Consider the following 25,625-nt stretch of genomic DNA (forward strand, 5'->3'; position numbering starts at 1 on the left):
GTAGATAAGGGATGCACCGCGCTGTGGACAGGGCGATTTTCCGCTTTCGTGACAAGGACTTGACGCGGCCCGTTCGCTGTGTGCAGCAGCGCTTTCGTGGTGTCGCGTCGGCGCGAACAACTTCGGGTTGCGCGATGCCCCTGTGGACAAGCTGTCATTTGTGCCGGAACTTTCCCCAGGGTTGTCCTTTGACAGGCTTCAAGATTCTGCTCAAGGAATCCATCCATCATCCCTTGAGAGTTTGCTCCAGCACGTGCAGTTGCTGGTTGAGTTCGGTGAGTTGTTGCCGCTCGCCGGAGATCTTGCGGACCGCGTGCAGAACGGTGGTGTGATCTCGGCCTCCGAAAAGCTCGCCGATTTCCGGAAGGCTCTTCTGCGTCAGTTCCTTGGCGAGGTACATCGCGATCTGCCGCGGCCGGGCGATCGAGGCCGGCCGCTTCTTCGAATACATGTCGGCGACTTTGATCTTGTAATAGTCAGCCACCGTCTTCTGGATGTTCTCGACCGAGATCTGGCGGTTCTGGATCGACAGCAGGTCGCGCAGGGCCTCGCGCGCCAACGCGATGGAGATTTCCTTCTGATTGAAGCGCGAGTACGCGAGGATCTTGCGCAAGGCGCCCTCGAGTTCGCGGACGTTGGAACGCACGTTCTTCGCGACAAAGAATGCAACCTCCTCCGGCATCTCGGTGCTCTCGGCGCGCGCCTTGTTGATCAGAATCGCCACGCGCATTTCGAGCTCGGGCGGTTCGATGGCAACGGTCAGGCCCGAATCGAAACGAGACACGAGTCGTTCATGAATGTCCGCAAGTCCTTTCGGATAGGTATCGCTCGTCATGACGATGTGCGACTTCTTGGCGAGCAATGCCTCGAACGCGTTGAAGAACTCTTCCTGCGTTCGATCCTTGTTTGCGAAGAACTGGACATCGTCGATCAAAAGCAGATCGAGGGAGTGGTAGCGCTCCTTGAACTCGTCGAAAGTCTTGCGCTGATACGCTTTGACCACATCCGAGACGAACTGCTCGGCATGGATGTAGAGAACTTTGGCGTCGGGCCGATCCGTCAACAGCCGATTGCCCACCGCATGCATCAAGTGCGTCTTGCCGAGGCCGACGCCGCCATAGATGAAAAGCGGGTTGTAAAGATGACCCGGCGTGGTCGCGACATGCATCGCCGCGGCGCGTGCCATGCGATTGGCCGTACCCTCCACGAGCGTCTCGAAAGTAAGGCCTGAATTTAGCCGGTTCTTGAACGCCGCTGGCGTCAGGTCTTCGCCCGGGCTCGGCAAGTCGCGCGGTACGTCGGCGTCGGACACGACGGTTAACGTCGTAGGCCGATTGACGATTTCCCGAGGAGCAAGCGCTAACTCAATAACCACGGGCTGACCGTAGAGCTTCTCGGCCATCGATGCGATTTTTCCGGCGTACTGCGCGCGGATCCAGTCCAGCTTGAACCGGTTGGCGACGAAGACGGTGACGCGAGAGAAGTCATCTGCCACCCTTGCGGTCAGTGGCTTGATCCAGGTGTTGAATTGCTGTTCTGACAGCTCCTGCGCGAGCTGGTCGACGCAGGCTTGCCAAAGGCTGTCACCGACGCCGTCACTCGACATGGGTGCCCTGAAAAGTGGTTTGTCCCTCAGCCATCTTCCGTTTTCGTGTTGTGGATAGTCGCACCCGAGATGCGCCGCCGATTCTAACTTGTCAAAAACTTATCCACATCATTTCGGCGGTGCTCGAAGGGATGCAGATGGTCCAGAGGGATTGTGGGGCACCCGAATATTTGCGATAATCGCGGGTTTCCCTGAAAACCCTTTTGTGTGTTTCGGGGTATCTCGGGTCCATGTCGGGTCTTCGGATCTGACTGGAGCTTGTGCCAAGGGGCGCAAATACCGGGAATGCCGGGTCATCCGGTCACATCAGGAAATCCATCATGAAACGCACCTATCAAGCATCCAAAACCCGCCGCGCCCGTACCCACGGTTTCCTGGTCCGCATGAAGACCCGCGGTGGCCGCGCCGTCATCAACGCACGCCGCGCCAAGGGCCGCAAGCGCCTCGCCGTCTGACGGCACGCATCGGCACCGTTGCCAGTCGTACCGTTCGCGCCACGATCTTCTGACGGCGTCTTGCGGTTGGCTTCCATGCAGCGGCTCAAGACCCGCGCGCAATTTCAGGCTGTACTCGCAGGTGCCACCGTGGCACGCACTGCCCACTTTGCATTGCACCGTTGCACGCTTGACGTGCCTTCGGGCGCCACAACATCACTCTTCGATAAGCATGATGTGTGGGTCGGCGCGATGGTCCCCAAACGCTGGGCACGTCGTGCGGTGACCCGCAATGCAATCAAACGCCAGATCTACGCCGTGAGTGCCGCCACGTCTGAAGGTTCGCTGCCGCGCGCGGCGCACGTCGTGCGTCTGCGCGCGGGATTCGATCGCAAGGCGTTCGTGAGCGCGACATCCGACAAGCTCAAGGCCGCCGTTCGCGCCGAACTTCAGCAATTGCTGGCACGAGCCGCCACGGCGGACAAATGATGCAGCGTCTGTTGATCGGCCTCGTGAAGGCCTACCGCCTGCTCCTGAGCCCTTGGCTCGGCCAGGCTTGCCGCTTCGAGCCCACCTGCTCTGTCTATGCGATCGCTGCCCTTGAACAGCACGGCGCGGCAGTCGGAAGCTATCTCACGCTGCGCCGCATTGCCCGATGCCAACCCTGGTGTCCGGGCGGCCACGATCCGGTTCCCCCCAAGGCCCAAGGCCCGACCTCGCAATCGAGATCGCTGTTCGCCTTTCTCACTACCGACGACAAGAAGTCTTCTTCATGAACGATATCCGCCGCACCATCTTGTGGGTGATTTTTGGTTTCTCGCTGGTGCTGCTGTGGGACCAATGGCAGGTCTACAACGGCCATAAGCCGACCTTCCTTCCGTCGACCAAGACAGCTGCGCCGGCCAATCCGCCGGTTGCGCCGGCCGCATCATCGGCCAGCGGCGTACCGGCTGCGGCTGGCGCCGCCACGAGCACGTCGGTGCCGGCGCAAGGCGCCGCAGCCGCCATCGGCGAAAAGGTGACTGTCTCGACGGACCTTTTCAAGGCGGTGATTGACGGCGAGGGCGGGACTCTGTCCGAACTGCAGTTGCTCAAGTTCGTCGACCAGACGAACAACGGCGGACTGGTGGAATGGGCGCGTCGTCTGGTTGGTTTGCCGGTCGCGCAGAACGAATCCAGGCCTGTGACATTGATGGAAAACGGATCGCCGGCGACGCGCTATGTGGCCCAGACCGGGCTGCTGAACCCGGTGGACACGGGTGATCGATTCCCCAATCACTTGACTCTGATGACTGCGCGCAGTGGTCCTCGCGAGTTGGCCGATGGCCAAAACACCCTGGAAGTGGCGTTCGAGTCACAGCCGGTAGGCGGCCTGAAGTACGTCAAGACCTACGTGTTCCAACGCGGCGACTATTCGATCCACGTCAAGCACCAGATCGTCAACGTGAGCGATCAGCCGCGCGATGCGCAGCTCTACCTGCAGTTCGTGCGCCACGGCACGGTCGCTTCCGGCACGATGTTCGGCACCAACACCTTCACCGGCCCGGCCATCTTCACCGAACAGAAGAAGTTCCAGAAGATCGCGTTCACGGACATCACCAAGAACAAGGTCGAGCTTCCCGGTCCTGCCACCAACGGCTGGGTGGCGATGGTGCAGCACTATTTCGTCTCCGCCTGGCTGCTCAACGTCCCGGGCAGCGATGGGATCAAGCGCGAGTTCCGCGTGGCGGATCTCGGCAACAACCTGTTCTCCGTCGCAATGGTTTTGGAGCTGCCCAAGCTTGCGCCGGGTGCTGCGCAAACCATCGACAGCAATCTGTTCGCCGGCCCCGAAGAAGAGAAGAAGCTTGAGGCACTCGCGCCGGGCCTCGAACTCGTCAAGGACTACGGCATTTTCGCGATCATCTCCAAGCCGCTTTACTGGCTCCTCAACCAGTTGCACGGCATCCTCGGCAACTGGGGCTGGTCGATCGTCGCACTGGTCGTGCTACTGAAGGCGGCCTTCTTCTGGCTCAATGCCAAGGCCTACGCAAGCATGGCCAAGATGAAGGCCATCAATCCGAAGATCATGGAAATGCGCGAGCGGTTGAAGGACAAGCCGCAGGAGATGCAGCAGGAGATGATGCGCATCTACCGCGAGGAGAAGGTCAACCCAATGGGCGGCTGCTTCCCGATCGTGATCCAGATCCCGGTGTTCATCGCGTTGTACTGGGTGCTGCTGTCCTCGGTCGAAATGCGCCACGCACCGTGGATTCTGTGGATCCATGACTTGTCGGCACCCGATCCCTGGTTCATCCTGCCGGTCGTGATGACCGCGACTTCGCTGTTCCAGACTTGGCTGAATCCGACACCGCCGGATCCGATGCAAGCCAAGCTGATGTGGATCATGCCGCTGGCGTTCAGCGTGATGTTCATCTTCTTCCCGGCCGGTCTGGTGCTGTACTGGATCACGAACAACGTGCTTTCGATCGCGCAGCAGTGGTTCATCAACAAGCGCCTCGGCGTGCTCGGCAACAAGCCCGCCAAGAAGTAGGGATCGACCCCACTCTCACCCTTCAAGGGCCGCGCAAGCGGCCCTTCTTGCTGAAAATCACAGTCATGCTTGCGCGCTCCACCGATCCGATCATTGCCATCGCCACCGCCTCCGGTCGTGGCGCAGTCGGGATCGTGAGGGTGTCCGGGCCGCAGATGGCGTCGCTGATAGCCGCAATCTGCGGGCGCAATCTCAAGCCACGCGAGGCGACCTACCTGCCCTTTCGCGATGCCGAAGGTGAGCCCATCGATCATGGCCTTGCGATCCATTTCCCGGCACCCAACTCCTTCACCGGCGAGGACGTGCTCGAACTGCAGGCACACGGCGGAACGGTTGTCCTGCAACTCTTGCTCGCACGCTGCCTGGAAGCTGCTGCCGAATTCGACCTCGAAACCGCGCAACCTCGACTCGCCGGCCTGCGCGTGGCCGAACCGGGCGAGTTCAGCCAGCGTGCCTTCCTGAACGGCAAGATCGACCTGGCCCAGGCGGAAGCCATCGCCGACTTGATCGACGCCAGCACCGAAGCCGCAGCACGCAGTGCGGGCCGGTCGCTGTCCGGGGCGTTTTCGAAGGAAATCCACACGCTGCTCGATGCACTGGTCCGTCTGCGGATGCTCGTCGAAGCGACACTCGACTTTCCTGACGAAGAAATCGATTTCCTCCAGGAGGCCGACGCAGTGGGGCAACTGGCGTCGCTGAAATCCCAGTTGGGCGCGGTGCAGCAGCGCGCCCGCCAAGGTGCATTGCTGCGCGAAGGCATCAAGGTCGTCATCGCCGGCCAACCCAATGCCGGCAAGAGTTCGCTGCTCAACGCCCTGGCAGGCGCCGAACTGGCCATCGTGAGTTCGGTCGCAGGCACGACGCGCGATGTCGTCTCGCAGACGATCCAGATCCACGGGGTCCCGCTCCATGTGGTGGATACGGCCGGACTGCGCGACAGCATCGACGAAGTGGAGCAAATCGGCATCGCGCGTGCATGGGGGCAGATCGAAGACGCTGATGCGGTGCTCTTCCTGCACGACCTCACACGCACGCCGTCGCCGGATTACGTGGAAGCGGATGCCGAGATCTCGCGCATCTTGGCGACGAAGTTGCCGGCGAGCGTCCCGGTGATCGACGTATGGAGCAAGCTGGACGCTGTGCCGTCCGCCCTGGCGTCTTCCGGCATCAGCATTTCGGCCCGGACCGGCTTCGGCATCGAAATGCTGCGCACCCGCCTGCTCGAAGTGGCGGGATGGCAGTCGGTTCCGGAAGGGGTCTACCTCGCAAGGGCGCGCCACGTACAGGCGCTGTCACGCGTCGAGGAGCACATCGACGCCGCTGCCGAGCACCTGGCCGCGAGGGCGCAATCCCTGGACCTGCTGGCCGAGGAACTGCGTCTCGCCCAGAACGCGTTGAACGAAATCACGGGCGAATTTGGTGCGGACGACCTCCTTGGCGTGATCTTTTCCCGCTTCTGCATCGGGAAGTAACCGAAAATGAAAGCATATGTGACAAGTGTCACCATGCATTTAAGCTTTCGCAGATACTCCGGGACGCATAGCAGGGGCCTACAACGATGTCATCCAGCATTCAAGATCTTTGCCGCGCGATCGCTCAGAACACCAGTTATGACGCCTTTGCGCCAGCGTTCACCGCGCAGCAATGGGAAACGGTGGGCTCCTATTTGCAGCCCCACGACCTGCCCGCGGGGCAGGTGCTGATCGACCAGGGTGCCATCGATCGCACCCTCTTTTTTATCGAACGCGGCGCTCTCAGCGTCCACCTGATCGGCGACAAGGGCCAGATGCAGCTGGCGATCCTGAATCCGGGATCGGTGGTGGGCGAAGGCGCGTTCTTTTCGAGATTGCCGCGCTCGGCCAACGTGGTTGCGACCGGCGCGGCCCGGGTCTGGCGCCTGACGGCGTTGCGATTTGCCGAGATGTCGAACCGGCAACCCAATCTTGCGCTGGAGCTCACGCTCGGGTTGGGCGCGGTGATTGCCAAGCGAATGGTGAACAAGCCGAAGCGGGTCGCGGTGACCTGAAGTCATGGCGGCGATATGCGCAGACTGCCGCACCGCCAATCGCGACGGCGCCAAGTTCTGCAAGGGTTGCGGCCACAGGATCAGGATCGCGCCACCGGACAACCCGGCTGAAAGCCGGTCGGACCTTGACGAGGACTGGCCCGCCACGCAGCGCATGTCGATGCGTCACGAACTGGATCACGTCGACGACTTGCCCCTGTCGCCGGAATCGCGCACACCGTTCCCACCCGCGCCACCACGGGGTGGTGGCTGGGAGGCGAATTCGGACAGCTCTCCTTCGACCAAGGTCGCCGGCGCGACCAAGACCGGAACGAACCGGATCGGGGTGTGGACCTTGCTGACGGCAATGATCGTTGGCGGTGGCTGGTACGCGTACAGCTCGCGAATCATCAATGGCCCGGCGAACATCCCGAGTCCAGCGGCAGTGGTTCTGCCGGCACCTGCGCCAGTCATTGCCGCGCCGGAGCCGGCTCCAGCAGAACTCTTGCCACCTCCGTTGACAGCGCTGGAGATCGTGCCGCCGCAAGCCACGCCAGCGAAGCCGGCCGTCACACCACCCAAGACACGCAAGGCCGCATCGGTCCGCGTTGCACCGCCACCGCCGGTCGTCACGCAGCCCGTTGCGCCCGCGTCGCCGCCTGCACCTGAGCCCGTCGCCCCAGCGAATCCGCAGACCGCTTGCGACGGACTGAATTTCTTCGCACGTGCGCGGTGCATGGCGGCGCAGTGCGCCAAGGCCGATTACAAGGCGCATCCCCAGTGCGAACCCGTGCGGCGCCAACAGCAAATCGACGAAGAGAAGCGGAATCCGTCGCTGCTCAACTGATCAGCGCCTGCCGGCATCAGCCCTTCTGCAGCTTGTCGATCGCCATCGCCAGCGCGCCCGGTTTGCCCGACAACACCAGCGTATCGCCGTCCGCGAGCACGGCTTCGGCCGTCGCTTCGGCCGTCTTCCCATCGCGGCGGCGCAGGCTGGCGATGCGCACGCCCAATGCCTCGAGCGCAAGCCGCGCAAGCGGCTGCCCGATTGCCCGCGCGCCCTCCGAGAGCGTGAAGGTGTTGAGTCGCTCGTGGTCGACTTCGTCTGCCTTGTCGTCGTCGGCCCCGTGGAAGTACCCGCGCAGCAGGTTGTAGCGCGCATCTCGCTGGTCCTGGACCACGCGGATCACTCGGCGCATCGGCACGCCCACCAAGGCAAGGGCATGGCTGGCAAGCATGAGGGACCCTTCGATCGCCTCAGGCACCACTTCGGTTGCGCCGGCGGCCTGAAGTTTTTCGAGGTCGCGATCGTCCCGCGTCCGCACGATCACCGGCACCTGCGGTGCGTGGGAGCGAGTGTTCGCCAGCACCTTGAGCGCACCTGGCACGTCCTGATAGGTGACGACCACGGCGCTCGCACGCGCCAGGCCGGACGCCATCAGCGCCTGCAGCCGGGCCGCATCGCCAAAGACGACCGAGTCGCCGGCTGCTGCAGCCTGGCGCACGCGATCTGGATCGAGGTCAAGCGCCAGGTACGGGATGCCTTCCCGCTCCAGCATTCGCGCGAGGTTCTGGCCGCAGCGCCCGTAGCCGCAGATGATCACGTGCTGCGCCGTATTGATCGTCTTGCGGGCGATGCTCGTCATCTGCAACGACTGCTGCAGCCAGTCGCTCGCGACCAGCTTTCGCACGATGCGGTTGCTGTACATGATGATGAAAGGTGTCGAGAGCATTGACAGCACCATCGACGCCAGCACCGGATTGATGAGCCATTCCGGCAAGAGGCCACGGCCGTTTGCCAACGCCAGAAGCACGAATCCGAACTCGCCTGCCTGGGCCAGATACAACCCGGTCCGCAGCGAGACACCGGTCGTCGCACCCAGCATGCGCGCCAGCGCCGTGACCAGCGCCAGCTTGAAGGCCAGCGGTATCAGCAGCAGCGCTGCCACGAGCGCCAGACGCTGCACGACGACATGCCAATCGAGCGACATGCCGACCGTGATGAAGAACAGGCCGAGCAGCACGTCGTGGAATGGCCGGATGTCTGTTTCGACCTGGTGCTTGAACTCGGTTTCCGAAACCAGCATGCCGGCCACGAAGGCCCCCAGGGCCAGGCTCAGGCCCGCCAGTTGCGTGAGCCACGCCAGCCCGAGTGTGACCAGCAGCAGGTTGAGCATGAACAACTCTTCGCTGCGTCGACGCGCGACCAGCGTCAGCCACCAGCGCATGACGCGCGGCCCACCGTAAAGCAAAACGGCGATCAGGAAGGTCGCCTTGACCAATGCGAAGCCGATCGCCTTGAGCAGTGTTTCCGGAGGTGCGCCGAGGGCCGGGATCAGCACCAGCAGCGGCACCACTGCGAGATCCTGGAACAGCAGCACCCCCATGACGCGCTTGCCATGCTCGCTGTCGAGTTCGAGGCGTTCGGCCATCAGCTTGACGACGATCGCAGTGCTGCTCATGGCGAGTGCACCGGACAGCACGAGGGCCGTCTGCCAACCCAGGCGCCATTCCGGCGGCAGGGCCGCGCCGATCACCAGGGCGCCGGCGGTCGCGATGGCGATGGTCAACATCACTTGAAGAAGGCCGAGCCCGAACACGTGCCTATGCATCGCGCGGAGCTTGGGCAGGCTGAATTCCAGACCGATCACGAACATCAGGAACACGACGCCGAACTCGCCAAGGTGCTGGATGCCGTCGGAGTTCTGGGCCAGCGCGAAGGCGTGCGGTCCGATCAGCACCCCCGCCGTCAGGTAGCCGAGCATGGGCGGCAGCTTGAGAGAGCGGCACGCGACCACGCCGATGACCGCGGCCAGCAAGTACATCAGCGTCAGGTCGAACGAGGACATGGCCTGATGCTACTGAATGTCGAAGGGCTCCAGCGATCGGCATATCGGGCGCTGGCCCTGCCCGATAAAATCCCGCGATGAGCTTTCGCCCCGACTCGCCCTTGACGGCCGCCCCCGAAGCCACGCTCGCGCGGGCGCGCACCACGTTCGACATCGAGGCGGCGGCCGTGCTCGGCCTCAAGGAGCGCGTCGGACCGAGCTTTGTCGACGCGGTTCAAAAAATCCTCGAGGTGCGCGGGCGCGTCGTCGTCATGGGCATGGGCAAGAGCGGCCACGTTGGCCGGAAGATCGCCGCCACCCTTGCTTCGACCGGCACGCCGGCCATGTTCGTGCATCCTGCCGAGGCCAGCCACGGCGACCTCGGCATGATCAAGGCCGTCGATCTGGTTCTCGCCATCTCCAACAGTGGAGAGGTCGAAGAGCTCACCGTCATCCTCCCGGTCGTCAAGCGGCAAGGTGTGCCGCTGATCGCGATGACCGGCCGCGTCGATTCCACGCTCGCGCGCCACGCGGACATCGTGCTCGACAGCAGCGTCGAAAAGGAGGCTTGCCCTCTCAACCTCGCTCCCACGGCCAGTACGACCGCGCAAATGGCGTTGGGCGACGCGCTCGCCGTCGCCCTGCTCGACGCGCGCGGCTTCGGCACCGAGGACTTTGCCCGTTCGCACCCGGGCGGCGCCCTGGGCCGGAAGCTGTTGACGCACGTCGGCGATGTCATGCGGTCCGGCGACGACGTACCGCGCGTGGCGCCCGGCGCCAGCCTGAGCGACCTGATGCGCGAGATGAGCGCCAAGGGGCTCGGGGCGACCGCAGTGGTCGACCCCGCCGGCCGCGCGATCGGCATCTTTACCGACGGTGACCTGCGCCGCCAGGTCGAGACCGGCGCGGACCTGCGCGCCCTTACTGCCGGCGACGTCATGCATGTCGGCCCACGCACGCTGCGCGCCGATGCGCTGGCCGCCGAAGCTGCGGAGCTCATGGAGCAGCATCGCATCACCAGTGTGCTGGTGGTCGACGCATCCGGCGTCCTGATCGGGGCGCTCAGCATCAACGATCTGATGCGCGCGAAAGTCATTTGATGGCAGTCGAATTCAGGGCAGAGACCCTGCTTTCCGCACAGGACATTCGCGTCGCATTCTTCGATGTTGATGGTGTGCTGACCGACGGCGGCGTCTACTTCAGCGAACATGGCGAAACGCTCAAGCGCTTCAGCATCCTCGACGGCTACGGTCTCAAGCTGCTGCGCGCGGCGGGCATCACGCCGGCGGTCATCACCGGGCGCGACTCGAAACCGCTGCGCGTGCGGCTCGAAGCGCTGGGCATCCGGCATGTCCGCTACGGCACCGAGGACAAGCTCCCGGCTGCCGAGGCGATGCTCGCACTGCTGGGCACCGATTGGAAACATGCCGCCGCAATCGGCGACGACTGGCCCGACCTGCCCGTGCTGGCGCGCGTCGCGTTTGCGGCAGCACCGGCCAACGCCCATGCGGAGGTGCGCGCCATTGCCCATCACGTCACAAGTGCACGCGGCGGCGAAGGCGCGGCGCGGGAGTTCTGCGACGTGCTCTTGACCGCCGGCGGGCACTACCGCCGGCTTCTGGATGGTGCGCGGGGCCTGCCCGCATGAAGTCGGCTTGGAGCTTGCTGCGCGACGGACTCGATCGCGTCACGATTTACCTGCCGCTCATCCTGACCGCCACCTTGGCGATGGGCACTTACTGGCTGGTTCGCAACGCGCCGAAACTGCTGGAGCCCGCACCCAAGGAGACGCCGGTGCACGAACCCGATTTCTTCATGCGTGGCTTCGTGGTCAAGAGCTTCCAGCCGAACGGCGACCTGCGCACCGAGATCTTCGGCAAAGAGGGGCGTCATTACCCGGACACGGACACGCTCGAGATCGACGACGTGCGGTTTCGCTCCATCTCGGACCAGGGGTTGATCATGCACGGGTCGGCGAATCGCGGGCTGTCCAATGGGGACGGCACCGAGATACAGCTGTTCGGCAATGCGATCGTGATTCGAGATGCAGCCACCTCGACCAGCGGCACCCTGCTGCCCCGGCTGGAGTTCCGTGGCGACTTCCTGCACGCCTTTACCGACACGGAGCGCGTCAAATCCGACAAGCCGGTCATCCTGACGCGTGGAGTGGACAAGTTCACGGCCGACTCGATGGACTACGACAACGTGACGGGCGTCGCCAATCTGCGAGGCCGTGTGCACGGACTCCTGGTGCCGTCTTCGGCCGTGCCGACGCCGGCGCCGAAGCACTGACGCCAAAACATGACGGCTCTCGCTTTCATCACCGGCGCGTCCAGCGGCATTGGGCAGGCGCTGGCGGCGCGCTTCTACGAAGCGGGCTACGACCTCGCACTGGTCGCCCGGCGTACTGCTGAGATCGAGGCATGGGCCGTGGAGCGGCAGATCGATCCTCGTCGCTGCCAGATCTACAACGCCGACGTGGCCGAGGTCGACAGCATCGTCGCGGCCGGAAACGCATGCCTGGAACGCCAGGGCGTCCCCGACGTGGTGATCGCCAATGCCGGCATCAGCGTGGGCATGGACACCGCGGAGCACGGCGACCTCGATGTGCTCGCCCGGACATTGGCGATCAACAACATTGGCCTCGCGGCGACCTTCCACCCCTTCATCCGGGCCATGCAGGCACGGCGCAGCGGCCGTCTGGTGGGGATCGGCAGCGTTGCCGCGATACGTGGTCTGCCGGGGCACGGCGCCTACTGCGCGAGCAAGGCCGGCGTCGTGGCGTATTGCGAAAGCCTTCGCGGCGAAATGCGCGCCAGCGGTGTCAAGGTGGTGACGGTCTCGCCGGGCTATGTCGATACGCCTCTGACCCAAGGCAATCGCTATGGCATGCCCTTCCTGATGCAACCGGCCGATTTCGCAGACAAGGCGTTCCGTGCCATCGAGTCCGGTACCAGCTACCGTGTGATTCCCTGGCAGATGGGCGTGGTCGCGAAGATCCTGCGCCTGCTTCCGAATGCCGTGTTCGATCGCGCGCTGCAAGGCCGCGGGCGCAAGAAGCGCGCTGGCGAATAGCCGTTAGCCATCAAAAAAGGCTCCCTAGGGAGCCTTCTTGCTGTTTGACGTCGGTCAGAGTCGATCAGTAGCCGCTGTTGCCGCCATTGCCGCCGCCGTAGCCACCGCGACCACCGCCGCCGCCACGCGGGCCAGCGCCATAGGGACTGCGGAAGCCGCCGTCGCCACCACCGCCACCGCTGCGGCCGCCACCCCCGTAGCCGCCACCGCCGCCGCCGTAACCACCGCCACCGCTGCGGCCACCGCCGCCACCGTATCCGCCGCCACCGCCGCCGTAACCACCACCACCGCCGCCGTAGCCGCCGCCACCGCTACGGGGGGGACGAGCTTCCATCGGGCGAGCTTCGTTCACCACGACGCTGCGACCGCCCAGGGGCTGACCGTTCATGCCGTTGATCGCAGCTTGTGCCTCGGCGTCGCTGCCCATTTCCACGAAGCCGAAGCCCTTGGAGCGGCCGGTATCACGCTCCATCATGACTTTGGCGCTGGTGACGGCACCGAATTGGCCAAAAGCCTGCTCGAGATCGCCGTCACGCACCGAGTAAGGCAGATTACCGACGTACAGTTTGTTGCCCATCAAGGGACTCCTATAAACACATAAAAAAAGCGATGGAGTCCCGAGAGCACCGCTCGGCGAAAAACTTCGCCAAGTTGCGCGAAACTGACCGATCACCCAATCGCCTCCTTCAAATCCGGAGGGAGGCTCGCGCATTATGTGGGAAATACAGGTTGCGCAAGTAGGAATTTGCCCGGACTGATACCGCCGTCAAAAATAAACTGCAAGTTGGCGCACGCTTACAACACGCTGCCACGCCACGCTACAATCGCGCGGTCATTGGGGAGTAGCCGCCTTCCATTGCGAGAAGGGTTTGCGTCAACAGACTTGTCCTACACCTTGTGGGATATGGCGTAAGCAGCGTGCAGCCTGGCGAGACCTTTGACCGTGCGACTTCGGGATTCGGCCGAGTTGTCGTGCGGTCAATTGCGTCTTTCGGCCGTTGGAATCCCTATTCATGGAAGCTTTTTTCGTTGCAACCGGCGTGGTCGCTCTCGCCGAAATGGGCGACAAGACCCAACTCCTTTCGCTCGTGCTCGCCGCGAGATTCCGCAGGCCTTGGCCGATCGTCCTCGGCATCCTCACCGCCACCATCCTGAACCATGCACTGGCCGGCGCCGTAGGGAACTGGGTGACGCATTTCCTGGGGCCGGTCGTCCTGCGCTGGATACTCGGTGGTTCATTCATCGCGATGGCGTTGTGGATGCTCATTCCCGACAAGCTCGATGAGGACGAAGTCCCCAAGTCTTCACGCTTCGGCGTTTTCGGAACCACGGTGATCGCCTTCTTCCTTGCGGAGATGGGCGACAAGACGCAAATCGCGACGGTGATGCTTGCTGCGCGCTATGTGGATGCCTACGTGTGGGTCGTTCTCGGAACAACGCTCGGCATGATGCTTGCGAACGCGCCGGTCGTATGGTTGGGTGAACGCATCGTCAAGCGCGTGCCGATCAAGCTCGTGCATGGCATCTCCGCCGTCATCTTCCTCGTCCTGGGTGTGATCGCGCTCATCGACTGGGGTTGAACGACGGATCGGCATATACTTTCAAGACGCGCCGATTTGCTCCAGCTTGCGGGCGCTTAATAAATGCAGCTAAAGACGGATGCCGGACCCGGCTCGTTTTTGGCGAGGCCGGGTCTTTTTCATCCATGTCGTTCGTCGTCACTCCGCAATCGATGCAGTTCGCCGGCCCGCTGGCCCTGACCAGCGGCGCTTCGATCTCCGACTACACACTCGCCTACGAAACCTATGGCGAGCTCAATGCCGATCGCAGCAATGCGGTGCTGGTGTGCCACGCACTCAACGCGTCGCACCATGTCGCCGGGATCTATGCAGGGCAGGACAAGTCCGAGGGCTGGTGGGACAACATGATCGGTCCCGGCAAACCGGTCGACACAGACCGCTTCTTCGTCATCGGCATCAACAACCTCGGTTCCTGCTTCGGCTCGACCGGCCCGATGCATCTCAATCCGGCGGCGACCGGCCATGCTTATGGCGCCGACTTTCCCGTGGTCACGGTGGAAGATTGGGTCAACGCCCAAGCCGCGTTGCTCGACGCGCTGGGCGTCCGCTCGCTTGCTGCCGTGATGGGCGGCAGCCTCGGCGGCATGCAGGCACTCTCGTGGACGCTCCAGTATCCCGAACGCGTAAGGCATGCCGTGGTGGTGGCCAGCGCCCCGAGTCTCACCGCGCAGAACATCGCATTCAACGAAGTGGCTCGCCGCGCGATCGTGACCGACCCCGATTTCAACGGCGGCCACTTCTACGAGCATGGCGTCATCCCCAAGCGCGGCCTGCGCATCGCGCGAATGATCGGCCACATCACCTACCAGAGCGACGACCTCATGAACGAGAAGTTCGGCCGTGCCCTGCGCAGCGCGGTCGAGGGCAGTGCCGCGAACACGGACTTTCTCTATTCGACACAAGAGGTCGAGTTCCAGATCGAGAGTTACCTGCGCTACAACGGCGACAAGTTCAGCGAGTACTTCGACGCCAACACCTACCTGCTGATCACGCGCGCACTCGACTACTTCGACCCCGCGCGAGCCTACGGCGGTGACCTTCGCGCAGCACTGGCGAAGGCGGCGGCCAAGTTCCTGCTGATCAGTTTCACGACCGACTGGCGATTTGCCCCGGCACGCAGCCGCGAGATCGTCAAGGCGCTGCTCGACAACCGTCGCAACGTGAGCTATGCCGAGATCGATGCGCCGCACGGCCATGATGCCTTCCTGCTCGATGATGTGCGCTACATGAGCGTTGTCCGTTCCTATTTCGAGCGAATCGCGCAGGAGCCTGCCGCGCCACGGACACCTACGGGAGTCGCACAGGCATGAGCGATCTCGACACTCAACAGCTCATCGCGCGGCTCGTGCCCAAGGGTTCACGCGTGCTGGACCTGGGCTGCGGCGACGGCGCGTTGCTCGATCTGCTGCAGCGCGAGCGCGACTGCACCGGCTACGGCGTCGAGATCGCAGATGGCAACGTGCTGCAGTGCGTGCGTCGCGGCGTCGATGTGATCCAGCTGAACCTGGATGAAGGCCTCGCGATGTTCGACGATGCGTCCTTCGACGTGGTGCTTCAGATCGATACCTTGCAGCACTTGCGCAATGCCGAGGTGATGCTGCGCGAAACCGCCCGCGTCGGCCGCATCGGAATCGTTGCCTTTCCGAACTTCGCGCATTGGCCCAACCGCATCAGCGTCGCGCGCGGCCGCATGCCGGTGACGCGTCGACTGCCCTACCAGTGGTACGACACCCCCAATATCCGTGTCGGGACTTTCAAGGACTTCGGCGTGCTCGCGCGCAAGAACCGCCTGCGTGTGCTCGATGCCTTTGGCCTGGAGGGCGGACACGAAGTGCGTTGGCTTCCCAATGCGCGCGCCAGCACGGCGGTGTTCAAGTTCGAACGCGGCGAATAGGCGTCGACAACCCGACCCCATGCCCTTCACTCTTGCTGCCCCGACCCACAGCGAGCTGATCATCAAGAAAAGCCGGTTCATCGGCTGCGTCCAGTCCGCCGCCGATCGCGATGCGGCGCAAGCGGTCGTGGCTGCGCTGCGCAGCGATCACCCCGGAGCCGCCCATGTCTGCTGGGCGCTGATGGCCGGCGGTCAATCGGCGGCCAATGACGACGGCGAACCTGGCGGCACTGCGGGGCGGCCCATGCTCGAAGTGCTTCGACATCACGAACTTGAAAGCGTGCTCGCGACCGTCGTGCGCTATTTCGGGGGCGTCAAGCTTGGCGCGGGCGGCCTTGTGCGCGCCTATACCGACAGCGTCGCGCAAGCGCTCCTCGGCGCAACGCTCGTTCCGCTGGTGCGACAGCGCACTCTGCATTGCGCCGTCGCCTATGCGCTCGAAGGCCTTGTGCGCCGAGAAATCTCCGCGATCGGTGGTTCGCTCGGCGAGGTGCGTCACGAAAGCCTGGTGCATTTCTCGTTCACCCTTCCCGATCCGGTCGCGGATGCGTTCATTACGAGGCTCGACAATGCCGCGCAAGGGCGCGTGGCATGGCTGTGCGAGTGATTTCTTGATTTCGTCAATTGCGCGGGCGCAAACGCAGAGCACAAAAGTTCGCAAGACTCGCGCTTTGGACTTATTCAGTTACGCATCTTGCGCAATGAAGTGCTGCCATCCGTGAAGGGGTTCTTACGATAGCCAATTTCGAGGAGCTACCCATTGGCTACACAGTCCCCCTTCTTCGGCAAACGTGATCGCGACGCCGAAAATCTCACTTCCCGCCCCGCGCCGCTGATGGGTTCCGGTACCAATCTTTCCGGTACGCCTGTCAGCCCGTCCACGCTCACCACGCAGGCTGCCAATGCGGTCGCCAGCGTCGCCGCCGCCAAGGAAGGCGGCAGCAAACTGACCGTCGGCCCCAACATCAAGCTCAAGGGCGTCGAGATCACGGATTGCGACACGCTGGTCGTCGAGGGCCTCGTTGAAGCCACGATGGATTCGCGCGTGATGCAGATCGCCGAACAAGGCGCCTTCAAAGGCTCGGCCGAGATCGACATCGCGGAAATCCGCGGCCTGTTCGACGGCAACCTCACGGTTCGCGAGAAGCTGGTGATTCACTCCACCGGCAAGGTCACCGGCAAGATCCGCTACGGCAAGATCATCATCGAGGAAGGTGGCCAGCTTTCCGGCGAGATCACCTTCGGCGCAGCGCCGACGGGCAGCAGCAAGCCCGCAGCGACCCTGCAAGCCGCGGCCTGACCCGCGTCAGCCGAGTCGTTCGATCAAGGCACCGGCAGCCGCCGGTGCCTTTTCTTTTGCGCCGTTGATAAAGAAGACGAACACGTCGCGTGCATTCGAAGCGCCGGACTTGCCTTCCTCGACATGCGGCAGTGACGAAGGTGTGCCGCCCTTGGACCAGGTCTTCGCGGCCTCGGCCCATTCGTCCAGCGACTTCGGCGTGTATCCGGACGCATGCTGCGCGTCACTGTTCATCAGGCGCGCATAGACGAAATCGCCGGTCAGGTCGGCAAACGACGGGAACTTGGGCGAATCGGTAAAGACCGTCGCAACCTTGTGCTCGCGCGCAAGCGCGAGGTACTCGGGCGAGCGAAAGCTGTCGTGGCGCACGTCCAGCACGTGACGCAGCACACGGCTTCCTTCCTTCTTCGGCAACAACGCCAGAAAGGCCGCGAGGTCTTCGGGATCGAACTGCTTGGTCGGCATGAACTGCCACACGATGGGGCCGAGCTTCTTGCCGAGCTCGCCGACGCCGCTGTCGACGAAGCGCTTGATCGAATCGCCCGCCGTGGCGAGTTGCTTGCGATTGGTCGAAAAGCGCGACGCCTTCATCGAGAACACGAAATCGTCCGGCGTCTCGTCGTGCCACTTCTTGAAAGTCGCCGGCTTGAACGTGCTGTAGTAGGTGCCATTGACCTCGATGGCCGTCACATGACGGCTGGCGTAGTTGAGTTCCTGGGCATGCGGCAGACCGGCCGGATAGAAGTTGTTGCGCCACGGCTCGAAGGTCCATCCGCCCACGCCGACCCGTATCCGCTGCGATGCTTCGGTCATTTCAGGCCCTTCCTTGCAATCTCTGTGGTCTGGCAAAGGCGAACTTGGGGGTGCGCAAGCATGGCATTCCTCGGAAGCGATGGCGAAGCCCGCCTTTTATCCCATCCGCCCAGAGCTTGCCACCTGCGCACAATGGGCCAAGACGCACTAACATCATTCTCCCCACCCCGCGGAGTACCTCCATGAACGCCCCCCTCCACCGCGAAATGCCCGCCGGCCTGCTCGACGCCGGGCGCGCGCTGTCTGACGTCTCATCCCAGTGGGACAACGACATCGTCAAGCAACTCACCGACTACATCGCCATACCGGCCAAATCACCGGGTTTCGACAAGGAGTGGGTGCAGAACGGCTATCTCGAAACCGTCATGCGCAACGCCGCCGCGTGGGTCGATGCCCAGAAGGTCGAAGGCCTGAAGCTCGAGGTCGTGCGACTCGAAGGCCGCACGCCGGTGCTCTTCTTCGAAGTGCCGGCCACGGGCACGGACATGAAGGAGACCGTGCTGATGTACGGCCACCTGGACAAGCAGCCCGAGTTCACCGGCTGGCGCAACGACCTCGGCCCGTGGACGCCCAAGTACGAAGACGGCCTGCTGTACGGTCGCGGCGGCGCCGACGACGGCTATGCGGTGTATGCCAGCGTCGCGGCCATCCAGGCGCTGAAAGCCCAGGGCGCGGCGCATCCGCGCATCGTGGGCCTGGTCGAAACGTGCGAGGAGTCCGGCTCCTACGACCTGCTTCCCTATGTCGATGCACTGCGCCCGCGACTGGGCGACGTGTCGCTCGTCATCTGCCTGGATTCGGGCGCGGGCAACTACGACCAGTTGTGGCTCACCACTTCGCTGCGGGGCATGGCGAGCGGCACGCTGAAGGTCGAGATCCTGACCGAGGGCGTGCACTCGGGCGATGCTTCGGGGTTGGTGCCTTCGAGTTTCCGCATCATACGACAGGTCCTTGACCGGCTTGAAGACAGCAAGACCGGTCGCCTGCTGCCCGAGAGCTTCCATTGCGCCGTACCCGCCGAGAGGTTGTCGCAGGCCAAGGCGACGGCGACGATCCTGGGCGAAGAGGTCTACAAGCGCTTTCCGTGGGCGCACTACGACTGCGGCGGCGCCAGCGCTTTTGCGCTGCCGACCACGACGGACCCGGTGGAAGCGCTGCTCAATCGAACCTGGAAGCCCACGCTTTCCGTCACGGGCGCCGAAGGCTTCCCCGCGTTGAAGGATGCCGGCAACGTGTTGCGCCCCTACACCGCGTTCAAGCTGTCGTTGCGTCTGCCGCCGCTGGTCGATGCGAGCCAGGCGGTGCAAGAGCTCAAGTCCCTGCTCGAAGACAACGCGCCTTACCAAGCGAAGGTCACCTTTGAAAGTCACGGCGGCGCGACTGGATGGAACGCGCCCGACACCGCGCCTTGGTTCGAACACGCGCTCAATGCCGCGTCGCAGGCGCATTTCGGCGCGAACTGCGGGTACATCGGACAAGGCGGAACGATCCCGCTCATGAACATGTTGAGCGTTGGCTTCCCGAAGGCCCAGATGATGGTCTGCGGCGTGCTCGGCCCCAAGAGCAATGCGCACGGGCCCAACGAGTTCCTGCACGTGCCCTATGCGAAGAAGCTGACGGCGGCGGTGGCTGAAGTCATTGCGGCGTTGCCTGCCGCCAGCGGCGTCGCTGCTTGAGCGCGCAACCGGCGCAACATACGCTGCGCACGCCGGACGGCGAAACGCTGGTAGTGCATGCCTGGCCCGCCGGGCTTGGCGCCGCCAGGGCCGTCGTCGTCATCGTTCACGGGCTCGGCGAACACGCTCGCCGCTATGCGCATGTCGCTCAGCGACTCAATGCCTGGGGCTTCGACGTGCGCGCCGTGGATCAGCATGGCCATGGGGCTTCGACCGGCGCGCGCGGCGGTTTGCCGACGGTCACCCGGCTCCTCGAAGACTTGGCCCTCGTGCTCGATGACGCAAGGCGCAGCCGTCCGGGACTGCCTGTGGTCTTGCTGGGTCATAGCCTCGGCGGCTTGGTGGCTGCGAGTTTTGTCGCGCGCGCGGTGCGCGCAGTGGATGCGCTGGTGCTTTCGTCTCCAGCACTCGACCCGGGACTGAGCGGGTTTCAGAAGCTCCTGGTTGCAGTGCTTTCGCGGCTTGCGCCCGATCTGCGCGTGGGCAATGGACTCGACCTCAAGTACCTGTCGCACGACCCCGCTGTGGCGGAAGCTTATCGCGCGGACCCACTGTGCCACGACCGTATCGGCGCCCGGTTGGCAAGGTTCCTCGCCGATGAGGGTGCCACGGTGCAGTCGGCCACGGCCAGCTGGCGGGTGCCGACGCTTTTGATCTATGCCGGCGACGACCGCCTGGTTCGTCCCGCCGGCAGCCGCACATTCGCAGCCGCAGCGCCAGCGTCGGTGGTGAGCACGACCTGCTTTCCGGCGCACTTTCACGAGATCTTCAACGAGAGCGACGCGGAGCCCGTGTTGGACACGCTCGAGCGCTGGCTGAACGAACGCTTCCCGAGCGCTTAGGCGACTGCAGTCGCGGACGTCGCGCGCCGTCGAGCAAGCCACAGCAGCGCAACGCCCGTCAACACCACGGGCACCAGCGAGCCGAAATTCAGCAAGCGCCAGCCCTGCGTCGTGACCAGTACGCCCGACGTGAAAGAGCTGATCGCGAGCGTCGCGAACATGCAGAAGTTGAGCGCGCCTTGCGCCCGGTCCTTTTCCTCGGCCGTGTACGCAATGAGCGACAGCGTCGTGCTGCCCGTGAAGAGGAAGTTCCAGCCCACCCCGAGCATGAACAGCGCGATCACGAACTGATGCAGGTCCACGCCGGAGAGCGCCACTGCGATACAGCCGAGATTGAGCAGCAGCCCCACGCCCATCACCGGCAGCGCGCCGATCCGCCGAATCAGGTGTCCTGTGAAAAAGCCCGGCGCAAACATGCCGATCACGTGCCATTCGAGGACAAGTGCGACGTCTTCGAACGGAAGGCTGCACACCTGCATGGCGATGGGCGTCGCGGCCATCAGCAAATTCATCACACCGTAGCCGAGCGCGCCGGAGACCGCAGCCACGATGAACACCGGCTGGCGCGCAATCTCGGAGAGCGGTCGGCCCCCTGTGGTCGCGCTCTTGACCGGCGGCGCAGGAAAATCGATGAACTGCATCATCGCCATCGAGACCAGCGCAATCAGCGCGAGGGCCAGGTACGCACCTGCGAAAGGCACCGCGAACCAGTTGCGGGTCACCGCGGCGAGATTCGGACCCGCCACCGCGCCGATCAGACCGCCAGCCATGACGAGCGAGACCGCCTTTTCTTGCCACCCGGGAGCGGCGAGCTCCGCCGCGGCAAAACGATAGAGACTGGCGTTGGCGTTGTAATAGCCGGCGACCACTGTCGCAAAGCAGAGAAGCCAGAAGTCCTTCCACACAGCGGCCTGCGCGCACAGCAGTGCCGAGACCAGAGCCACGGCAATGCCGATCTGGAACGAACGTCGCCGCCCGAGGCGCTGCTGCGTCTTCGCCACGAGACCGGTTGCCAGCGCGCCGCCCACCACATAGCCCATGACCGGCAGCGTCGCCATCCAGCCACGCGGCGCGAGTGCCAGCCCGACGAGACCATTGATCGCGATGAATGTGACGTTGTTCGTCAGGAACAGGCCTTGGCAGATGGTGAGCAGCCAGAGATTGCGATTCATGGGGATGGACGTTGCGGGGGGAGACAGAAAAATGGCGCCGCACGGCGCCATTTGTTTGCAAGGATCGGCACGCCGGCCGTCAGCTCTTCTGAAGCAAGCCGCTCAGTGATGACAACAGATCGTCGTGATTGCCCAGGCCCTCGGTCGGCACCTGGCCCTTCGGCGTCAGGTGGTCGATCAACGTCGGCAGCAGCGTGGCGAGCATCGGCAACAAGGTCGCACTGTTGACGCCGAGCTTTTGCGCGATGCCGGAGATGACGTCGCTGCCCAGCACGTCCTGCAACTGGCCGCCGGAAATGGGCGCGTTCTCGCCCTTGCCGATCCACGAGTTGACGACGTCACCCATTCCGGCCTGCTCGAACTTGGACACCAGCCCGCCCAAGCCGCCGGTTTCGCCGTTGTTGGCCAAGAGGCCGCCTAGCGCGCCGGCAATGCCGCCGAGGTCTCCCAGCCCGCCCGGGCCGCCGAGATTCCCGAGACCGCCTTCCTGAGGCTGCGGCTGCGCACCGCCGAGCACTTGACCGAGTACCGAATCGAGCAATCCCATGATGAGCTCCTGAAGCAATGAGGTGTGTGGAACGCGGACCTACTTGGAACGCGGTGGCCGCTTGGCCAGCAGGGGCTCGCTCACGCCCTGTACGCCGACCAGTCCAAGCACGGTCACGAGGGCATTCTGCGCGCCCTTCCACCCGTCTGTCACGTCGATCCATTCGGACAGTGCATGAAAGCCGCCAGTCTTGCCCCCGCTGCCGATGATGATGGCCGGAATGCCCAGGGACATCGGCACGTTCGCATCCGTGCTGGCGCCAGACAGCAGCGTCTTGTGGCCAAACGCGGCATTCGAGCGGACAACCGCCTCGACGATCACCGAGTCCGACCCCGTGCGGCCGCCGGGGCGATCACCGATCAGCTTGCTCGATGCGCTCAGCGTCGTGACGTTCCAGCGCTTGTTTTCCTCGGCCACCGCTTCGTCGATCGCGGCCAGCACCTTCTTTTCGGTGTCGAGCAGCGCGCCCATCTCGTCGGAGCGGATGTCCACCGCCATTCGCGCATCGGGCGCGATGGTATTGACGGACGTACCGCCGCTGACGGTTCCGACCGTGAAAGTGGTCTTGGGAAAGCTTGGCGTCTTGATGTCGGCGATCCTGGCGATGGCGCGGCCCATGCCGTGAATGGCGCTGGGCACCTGGCCGAAGGCCACGTAGCTGTGGCCGCCCGGACCCTTGAAGGTCACCTCGTAACGGTGGCTGGCCGTGCCGAGCACCACCGCGTTGCCGTCCGACGCGGGTTCGAGCCCAACCATGCCGTCAATGTCCGGATGGTCGCGAAAGATGGCCTTCATGCCACGCAGGTTGCCGAGCTCTTCCTCGCCGACATTGCCGACGAACATCAGGTCGCCGACCGTCTGTATCCTGTTGTCGTTCAGCACCTTGAGCCAGGACAGCAGCACGGAAAGGCCGCGCGTATCGTCCGAGATGCCGGGCGCATGAAGCTTGCCGTCGTGTTCCTTCACCTTGACGTCGGTGCCTGCCGGGAAGACGGTGTCGAGATGCGCCGAGATCAGCAGCGTCGGCCCGTTGCCGCTGCCCTTGCGCACGCCGATGACATTGCCTTCGGCGTCGATCCTGGCGTCGGTCAGGCCCAACGCCTTGAGGCGCGCGAGAAACGCCTCGGCGCGCTTCTGTTCTTTGAAAGGCGGCGCCTCGATCTCTGTGAGCAACTTCAGGTCGTCGATCGAACGCTCGTGGTCCGCCTTGACCGCATCGAGCAACTGCTTGATGTCCGGTGCGGCCATGAGCTGGGTGTAGGCTTGGTCGACCGCCGGCCGAACCTGCGAGGGTGTCGGCGCCACGGCGGATGTCTGGGCGTGCACGCCGCTGGCGTTACAGAGCACGGCAAGCATGACGGGCGCCATGCGCAAGGAAATGGAACAGGATGACATGGTGCTGCCGTGATGAAAACGAATTGAAAAGGGACGGGTTCCGGTACTACCCACCGGACAACAGCGCGAGTGCAGCCAGCGCGGCAGTTTCGGCACGCAACACACGTAGACCTAGCGTGAGCGGCGCAAACCCGCGAGCGATCGCTTCTTTTTCCTCCGAAGCGCTCAGCCCGCCTTCCGGACCGCTCAGCACCCAAGCGGCGCGGGGATCGCCCGACATGGCGTCACGCACGGGTCGGGTTCCTTCGGCAAGGCTCAGGATGAATCGCGCGGCATCGTCCGCAGGCGCTCCGAGCCAACCTGCCAACGGCCGAACGGGGTGGATCAACGGCACACGGTTGCGCCCGCACTGCTCGCATGCCGCGATCGCAATCGCTTCCCAGTGAGCGCGCTTCTTGTCGGCGCGTTCGCCTGCGAGCCGCAGCACGCCGTGCGCCGTCATGAGCGGCTGGATGCTCGCGACGCCGAGTTCGGTGGCTTTTTCGACTAACCAATCCATGCGCTCGTTGGCCGGCATTCCGACCGCCAGATGCACCGCACGAAAGGCCTCGCGCTCGATGGCCGTACGCGCGCCGACCTGGACGTCGACGTCGCTGCGTCCCATGCGCTGCACCGTCGCTGCGAACTCGCCGCCGCTGCCGTCGAACAGGATCAACGCGTCGCCGGGTTGCATTCGAAGCACCTGGACGTGGCGCGCAGCGCCGGGCGGCAGCGTGAGCGCGCTGTTCTCGGTCAGCGCCACGGCGCAGTGAAAACGCGCCGTCACATGCGTCCGTAGGCAAAGCCGCTCATCGGCTGCGTGCCTTCGATCTCGTCGATCACGCGCAGCAAGGGCGTGAGTTCGCGGTAGCGGCCGGCCGTAGCCCGGATGTAGGCGATGAACCGCGGCGTATCGCCCAAATACTTCGGCTTGCCGTCACGCAGCGTGAGTCGCGCGAAGATGCCGGCCACTTTCAGGTGACGTTGCAGCCCCATCCATTCGACGGCGCGGTAGAACGCGCCAAAATCGGCGTCGACCGGCAGACCGGCCTTGCGGGCCTGCTCCCAGTAGCGGACCGTGATATCGACCACGAATTCTTCATCCCAGCTCAGGAATGCATCGCGCATGAGACTTGCGATGTCATAGGTGATCGGGCCATGAACCGCGTCCTGGAAATCCAGCACGCCGAGCGCGGGGCCATCGTTGACCATCAGGTTGCGGGGCATGAAATCGCGATGCACGTACACGCGTGGCGAGGCAAGGTTGCTCTCCACGATGAGTCCGAAGCTGCGATCGAGGCGCTCCTTGAGCTGACCCTCCACGGGCAGGCCACGATGCTGCGCGATGTACCACTGCGGGAAAAGCGCCAGTTCGCGCTCGAGCAACGTCCGATCGTAGGGCGGCAGAACATCCGGCTTCGATGCCAGTTGCCACCGGATCAGCGCATCGATCGCCTGGTCGTAGAGGGGGCGCGCCGCGCCGGAATCTGCGGGATCGATCACGTCCAGCATGGTGTGAACGCCCAGGTCGTCGAGCAGCAGGAATCCATTGGCCCGATCCCATTCGAGCACGGTCGGCGCCGTGACACCGGCATCGGCCATGAGCTTGGCGACCTGCACGAATGGCGCGCTGTTCTCCTCGGTGGGCGGCGCGTCCATGACGATGCGGGTGGGTCCGCCGCCGCTCGTGTCCACTCGGAAGTAGCGCCGGAAGCTGGCGTCGGCTGAGGCGAGTCGCACGGTCTGCGGCAGCAGTTGGCGCGACGGTGCGATGCGCTCCATCCAGAGGTTGAACGCCTGAGCGCGGGCCGGATCGGTCCACGCCGGGGAAGGAAGGGGCGTCGCGGCGCCGCTGGCCGGGGGCAAAGAGGCTGTCATGGATAATTGATTCTACAAATCCGCCTCGCGCGGACCTTCTCAACTCGACGGCCTTCGGCGCCGCCCTT

27 protein-coding genes and 1 riboswitch are annotated in these 25,625 nt (G+C 64.0%); of the genes, 18 read left to right on the forward strand and 9 right to left on the reverse strand.

The window, feature by feature from the left end:
• Positions 1-226: 226 nt before the first annotated feature.
• Complete coding sequence (dnaA, locus tag AC1DN9_RS20600) at positions 227-1,606, reverse strand: chromosomal replication initiator protein DnaA (protein WP_478103321.1); 1,380 nt, start codon at positions 1,604-1,606, stop codon at positions 227-229.
• Positions 1,607-1,926: 320 nt separating this feature from the next.
• Here dnaA and rpmH point away from each other — a divergent pair, with 320 nt between their 5' ends.
• The 7 genes from rpmH (at position 1,927) to AC1DN9_RS20635 (ending at position 7,425) form a co-directional block, all read left to right on the forward strand.
• A complete protein-coding gene (rpmH, locus tag AC1DN9_RS20605) occupies positions 1,927-2,061 on the forward strand; it encodes a 50S ribosomal protein L34 (protein ID WP_047486751.1) in 135 nt (44 codons plus the stop codon).
• Between the two features lie 75 nt (positions 2,062-2,136).
• Positions 2,137-2,529 carry a ribonuclease P protein component gene (locus AC1DN9_RS20610; protein WP_478103374.1) on the forward strand — a complete coding sequence of 131 codons (393 nt, stop codon included), beginning with the start codon at positions 2,137-2,139 and terminating at the stop codon, positions 2,527-2,529.
• A complete protein-coding gene (gene yidD / locus AC1DN9_RS20615; protein WP_478103323.1) occupies positions 2,526-2,816 on the forward strand; it encodes a membrane protein insertion efficiency factor YidD in 291 nt (96 codons plus the stop codon). Before AC1DN9_RS20610 ends, yidD begins: the two co-directional genes overlap by 4 nt.
• Positions 2,813-4,573 (forward strand): membrane protein insertase YidC, encoded by a 1,761-nt coding sequence (gene yidC / locus AC1DN9_RS20620; RefSeq protein WP_478103324.1) that lies wholly within the window; start codon positions 2,813-2,815, stop codon positions 4,571-4,573. The genes yidD and yidC overlap by 4 nt, the downstream gene beginning before the upstream one ends.
• A gap of 65 nt (positions 4,574-4,638) precedes the next feature.
• A complete protein-coding gene (gene mnmE / locus AC1DN9_RS20625) occupies positions 4,639-6,045 on the forward strand; it encodes a tRNA uridine-5-carboxymethylaminomethyl(34) synthesis GTPase MnmE (RefSeq protein ID WP_478103326.1) in 1,407 nt (468 codons plus the stop codon).
• Positions 6,046-6,131: 86 nt separating this feature from the next.
• Entirely contained in the window at positions 6,132-6,599 is a 468-nt protein-coding gene (locus tag AC1DN9_RS20630; RefSeq protein WP_478103327.1) for a Crp/Fnr family transcriptional regulator, read from the forward strand.
• A 4-nt stretch (positions 6,600-6,603) separates the two neighbouring features.
• A complete protein-coding gene (locus AC1DN9_RS20635; RefSeq protein WP_478103328.1) occupies positions 6,604-7,425 on the forward strand; it encodes a hypothetical protein in 822 nt (273 codons plus the stop codon).
• 16 nt (positions 7,426-7,441) lie between these two features.
• Here the strand turns inward: AC1DN9_RS20635 and AC1DN9_RS20640 are convergent, their stop codons facing one another.
• Entirely contained in the window at positions 7,442-9,427 is a 1,986-nt protein-coding gene (locus AC1DN9_RS20640; RefSeq protein WP_478103330.1) for a monovalent cation:proton antiporter family protein, read from the reverse strand.
• 77 nt (positions 9,428-9,504) lie between these two features.
• Here AC1DN9_RS20640 and AC1DN9_RS20645 point away from each other — a divergent pair, with 77 nt between their 5' ends.
• Genes AC1DN9_RS20645 through AC1DN9_RS20660 form a run of 4 tightly spaced genes read left to right on the forward strand, consistent with a single transcriptional unit; the run spans position 9,505 to position 12,481 of the window.
• The gene (locus AC1DN9_RS20645) at positions 9,505-10,506 is read left to right on the forward strand and encodes a KpsF/GutQ family sugar-phosphate isomerase (protein WP_478103331.1); all 1,002 of its coding nucleotides are present in this window, start codon (positions 9,505-9,507) and stop codon (positions 10,504-10,506) included.
• Entirely contained in the window at positions 10,506-11,054 is a 549-nt protein-coding gene (locus tag AC1DN9_RS20650) for a KdsC family phosphatase (protein WP_478103332.1), read from the forward strand. The genes AC1DN9_RS20645 and AC1DN9_RS20650 overlap by 1 nt, the downstream gene beginning before the upstream one ends.
• Positions 11,051-11,698: an LPS export ABC transporter periplasmic protein LptC gene (lptC, locus tag AC1DN9_RS20655; protein ID WP_478103334.1), complete on the forward strand. Its 648-nt coding sequence runs from the start codon at positions 11,051-11,053 to the stop codon at positions 11,696-11,698. The genes AC1DN9_RS20650 and lptC overlap by 4 nt, the downstream gene beginning before the upstream one ends.
• A gap of 9 nt (positions 11,699-11,707) precedes the next feature.
• Positions 11,708-12,481 carry an SDR family oxidoreductase gene (locus tag AC1DN9_RS20660; protein WP_478103335.1) on the forward strand — a complete coding sequence of 258 codons (774 nt, stop codon included), beginning with the start codon at positions 11,708-11,710 and terminating at the stop codon, positions 12,479-12,481.
• Positions 12,482-12,545: 64 nt separating this feature from the next.
• On the opposite strand, the gene AC1DN9_RS20665 is transcribed toward AC1DN9_RS20660, so the two are convergent.
• Positions 12,546-13,058, reverse strand: a complete 513-nt coding sequence (locus tag AC1DN9_RS20665) for an RNA recognition motif domain-containing protein (RefSeq protein WP_478103336.1) — start codon at positions 13,056-13,058, stop codon at positions 12,546-12,548.
• Between the two features lie 248 nt (positions 13,059-13,306).
• Positions 13,307-13,481, forward strand: a riboswitch (yybP-ykoY riboswitch).
• A 13-nt stretch (positions 13,482-13,494) separates the two neighbouring features.
• Between AC1DN9_RS20665 and AC1DN9_RS20670 the strand changes: the two genes are divergently transcribed.
• From AC1DN9_RS20670 to AC1DN9_RS20690, 5 genes are all read left to right on the forward strand, one after another.
• A complete protein-coding gene (locus AC1DN9_RS20670; RefSeq protein ID WP_478103338.1) occupies positions 13,495-14,061 on the forward strand; it encodes a TMEM165/GDT1 family protein in 567 nt (188 codons plus the stop codon).
• Positions 14,062-14,186: 125 nt separating this feature from the next.
• Positions 14,187-15,371, forward strand: a complete 1,185-nt coding sequence (gene metX, locus AC1DN9_RS20675; RefSeq protein ID WP_478103339.1) for a homoserine O-succinyltransferase MetX — start codon at positions 14,187-14,189, stop codon at positions 15,369-15,371.
• Positions 15,368-15,955, forward strand: a complete 588-nt coding sequence (gene metW, locus AC1DN9_RS20680) for a methionine biosynthesis protein MetW (RefSeq protein WP_478103340.1) — start codon at positions 15,368-15,370, stop codon at positions 15,953-15,955. The genes metX and metW overlap by 4 nt, the downstream gene beginning before the upstream one ends.
• Positions 15,956-15,974: 19 nt before the next feature.
• Positions 15,975-16,562, forward strand: coding sequence for an IMPACT family protein (locus AC1DN9_RS20685; RefSeq protein WP_478103342.1), 588 nt, complete (start codon positions 15,975-15,977; stop codon positions 16,560-16,562).
• A gap of 153 nt (positions 16,563-16,715) precedes the next feature.
• A complete protein-coding gene (locus tag AC1DN9_RS20690; RefSeq protein ID WP_478103343.1) occupies positions 16,716-17,255 on the forward strand; it encodes a bactofilin family protein in 540 nt (179 codons plus the stop codon).
• A 6-nt stretch (positions 17,256-17,261) separates the two neighbouring features.
• Here AC1DN9_RS20690 and AC1DN9_RS20695 read toward each other — a convergent pair whose 3' ends face one another.
• Positions 17,262-18,068, reverse strand: coding sequence for a DUF72 domain-containing protein (locus tag AC1DN9_RS20695; RefSeq protein WP_478103344.1), 807 nt, complete (start codon positions 18,066-18,068; stop codon positions 17,262-17,264).
• A gap of 182 nt (positions 18,069-18,250) precedes the next feature.
• Between AC1DN9_RS20695 and AC1DN9_RS20700 the strand changes: the two genes are divergently transcribed.
• On the forward strand, positions 18,251-19,744 hold the full coding sequence (locus AC1DN9_RS20700; protein WP_478103345.1) for a M20 family metallopeptidase: 1,494 nt from the start codon (positions 18,251-18,253) through the stop codon (positions 19,742-19,744).
• Positions 19,741-20,586, forward strand: a complete 846-nt coding sequence (locus tag AC1DN9_RS20705; protein WP_478103347.1) for a lysophospholipase — start codon at positions 19,741-19,743, stop codon at positions 20,584-20,586. The genes AC1DN9_RS20700 and AC1DN9_RS20705 overlap by 4 nt, the downstream gene beginning before the upstream one ends.
• On the opposite strand, the gene AC1DN9_RS20710 is transcribed toward AC1DN9_RS20705, so the two are convergent.
• The 5 genes from AC1DN9_RS20710 to AC1DN9_RS20730 form a co-directional block, all read right to left on the reverse strand.
• On the reverse strand, positions 20,583-21,758 hold the full coding sequence (locus AC1DN9_RS20710) for an MFS transporter (RefSeq protein WP_478103348.1): 1,176 nt from the start codon (positions 21,756-21,758) through the stop codon (positions 20,583-20,585). The genes AC1DN9_RS20705 and AC1DN9_RS20710 overlap by 4 nt on opposite strands.
• A 79-nt stretch (positions 21,759-21,837) precedes the next feature.
• Positions 21,838-22,305 (reverse strand): YidB family protein, encoded by a 468-nt coding sequence (locus AC1DN9_RS20715; RefSeq protein WP_478103349.1) that lies wholly within the window; start codon positions 22,303-22,305, stop codon positions 21,838-21,840.
• A 39-nt stretch (positions 22,306-22,344) separates the two neighbouring features.
• Entirely contained in the window at positions 22,345-23,700 is a 1,356-nt protein-coding gene (locus AC1DN9_RS20720) for a M20/M25/M40 family metallo-hydrolase (protein WP_478103351.1), read from the reverse strand.
• 46 nt (positions 23,701-23,746) lie between these two features.
• Entirely contained in the window at positions 23,747-24,466 is a 720-nt protein-coding gene (locus AC1DN9_RS20725; protein ID WP_478103352.1) for a 16S rRNA (uracil(1498)-N(3))-methyltransferase, read from the reverse strand.
• On the reverse strand, positions 24,463-25,557 hold the full coding sequence (locus AC1DN9_RS20730) for an aminoglycoside phosphotransferase family protein (RefSeq protein ID WP_478103354.1): 1,095 nt from the start codon (positions 25,555-25,557) through the stop codon (positions 24,463-24,465). Before AC1DN9_RS20730 ends, AC1DN9_RS20725 begins: the two co-directional genes overlap by 4 nt.
• Between the last annotated feature and the right edge of the window lie 68 nt (positions 25,558-25,625).

The organism is Variovorax sp. 05L425 (assembly GCF_056397705.1).

Bases quoted from the DNA above. Each gene is read 5' to 3' on its own strand.
- dnaA (WP_478103321.1), bottom strand. From the start codon at position 1,606: ATGTCGAGTGACGGCGTCGGTGACAGCCTTTGGCAAGCCTGCGTCGAC.
- rpmH (WP_047486751.1), top strand. From the start codon at position 1,927: ATGAAACGCACCTATCAAGCATCCAAAACCCGCCGCGCCCGTACCCAC.
- AC1DN9_RS20610 (WP_478103374.1), top strand. From the start codon at position 2,137: ATGCAGCGGCTCAAGACCCGCGCGCAATTTCAGGCTGTACTCGCAGGT.
- yidD (WP_478103323.1), top strand. From the start codon at position 2,526: ATGATGCAGCGTCTGTTGATCGGCCTCGTGAAGGCCTACCGCCTGCTC.
- yidC (WP_478103324.1), top strand. From the start codon at position 2,813: ATGAACGATATCCGCCGCACCATCTTGTGGGTGATTTTTGGTTTCTCG.
- mnmE (WP_478103326.1), top strand. From the start codon at position 4,639: ATGCTTGCGCGCTCCACCGATCCGATCATTGCCATCGCCACCGCCTCC.
- AC1DN9_RS20630 (WP_478103327.1), top strand. From the start codon at position 6,132: ATGTCATCCAGCATTCAAGATCTTTGCCGCGCGATCGCTCAGAACACC.
- AC1DN9_RS20635 (WP_478103328.1), top strand. From the start codon at position 6,604: ATGGCGGCGATATGCGCAGACTGCCGCACCGCCAATCGCGACGGCGCC.
- AC1DN9_RS20640 (WP_478103330.1), bottom strand. From the start codon at position 9,427: ATGTCCTCGTTCGACCTGACGCTGATGTACTTGCTGGCCGCGGTCATC.
- AC1DN9_RS20645 (WP_478103331.1), top strand. From the start codon at position 9,505: ATGAGCTTTCGCCCCGACTCGCCCTTGACGGCCGCCCCCGAAGCCACG.
- AC1DN9_RS20650 (WP_478103332.1), top strand. From the start codon at position 10,506: ATGGCAGTCGAATTCAGGGCAGAGACCCTGCTTTCCGCACAGGACATT.
- lptC (WP_478103334.1), top strand. From the start codon at position 11,051: ATGAAGTCGGCTTGGAGCTTGCTGCGCGACGGACTCGATCGCGTCACG.
- AC1DN9_RS20660 (WP_478103335.1), top strand. From the start codon at position 11,708: ATGACGGCTCTCGCTTTCATCACCGGCGCGTCCAGCGGCATTGGGCAG.
- AC1DN9_RS20665 (WP_478103336.1), bottom strand. From the start codon at position 13,058: ATGGGCAACAAACTGTACGTCGGTAATCTGCCTTACTCGGTGCGTGAC.
- AC1DN9_RS20670 (WP_478103338.1), top strand. From the start codon at position 13,495: ATGGAAGCTTTTTTCGTTGCAACCGGCGTGGTCGCTCTCGCCGAAATG.
- metX (WP_478103339.1), top strand. From the start codon at position 14,187: ATGTCGTTCGTCGTCACTCCGCAATCGATGCAGTTCGCCGGCCCGCTG.
- metW (WP_478103340.1), top strand. From the start codon at position 15,368: ATGAGCGATCTCGACACTCAACAGCTCATCGCGCGGCTCGTGCCCAAG.
- AC1DN9_RS20685 (WP_478103342.1), top strand. From the start codon at position 15,975: ATGCCCTTCACTCTTGCTGCCCCGACCCACAGCGAGCTGATCATCAAG.
- AC1DN9_RS20695 (WP_478103344.1), bottom strand. From the start codon at position 18,068: ATGACCGAAGCATCGCAGCGGATACGGGTCGGCGTGGGCGGATGGACC.
- AC1DN9_RS20700 (WP_478103345.1), top strand. From the start codon at position 18,251: ATGAACGCCCCCCTCCACCGCGAAATGCCCGCCGGCCTGCTCGACGCC.
- AC1DN9_RS20710 (WP_478103348.1), bottom strand. From the start codon at position 21,758: ATGAATCGCAATCTCTGGCTGCTCACCATCTGCCAAGGCCTGTTCCTG.
- AC1DN9_RS20715 (WP_478103349.1), bottom strand. From the start codon at position 22,305: ATGGGATTGCTCGATTCGGTACTCGGTCAAGTGCTCGGCGGTGCGCAG.
- AC1DN9_RS20720 (WP_478103351.1), bottom strand. From the start codon at position 23,700: ATGTCATCCTGTTCCATTTCCTTGCGCATGGCGCCCGTCATGCTTGCC.
- AC1DN9_RS20730 (WP_478103354.1), bottom strand. From the start codon at position 25,557: ATGACAGCCTCTTTGCCCCCGGCCAGCGGCGCCGCGACGCCCCTTCCT.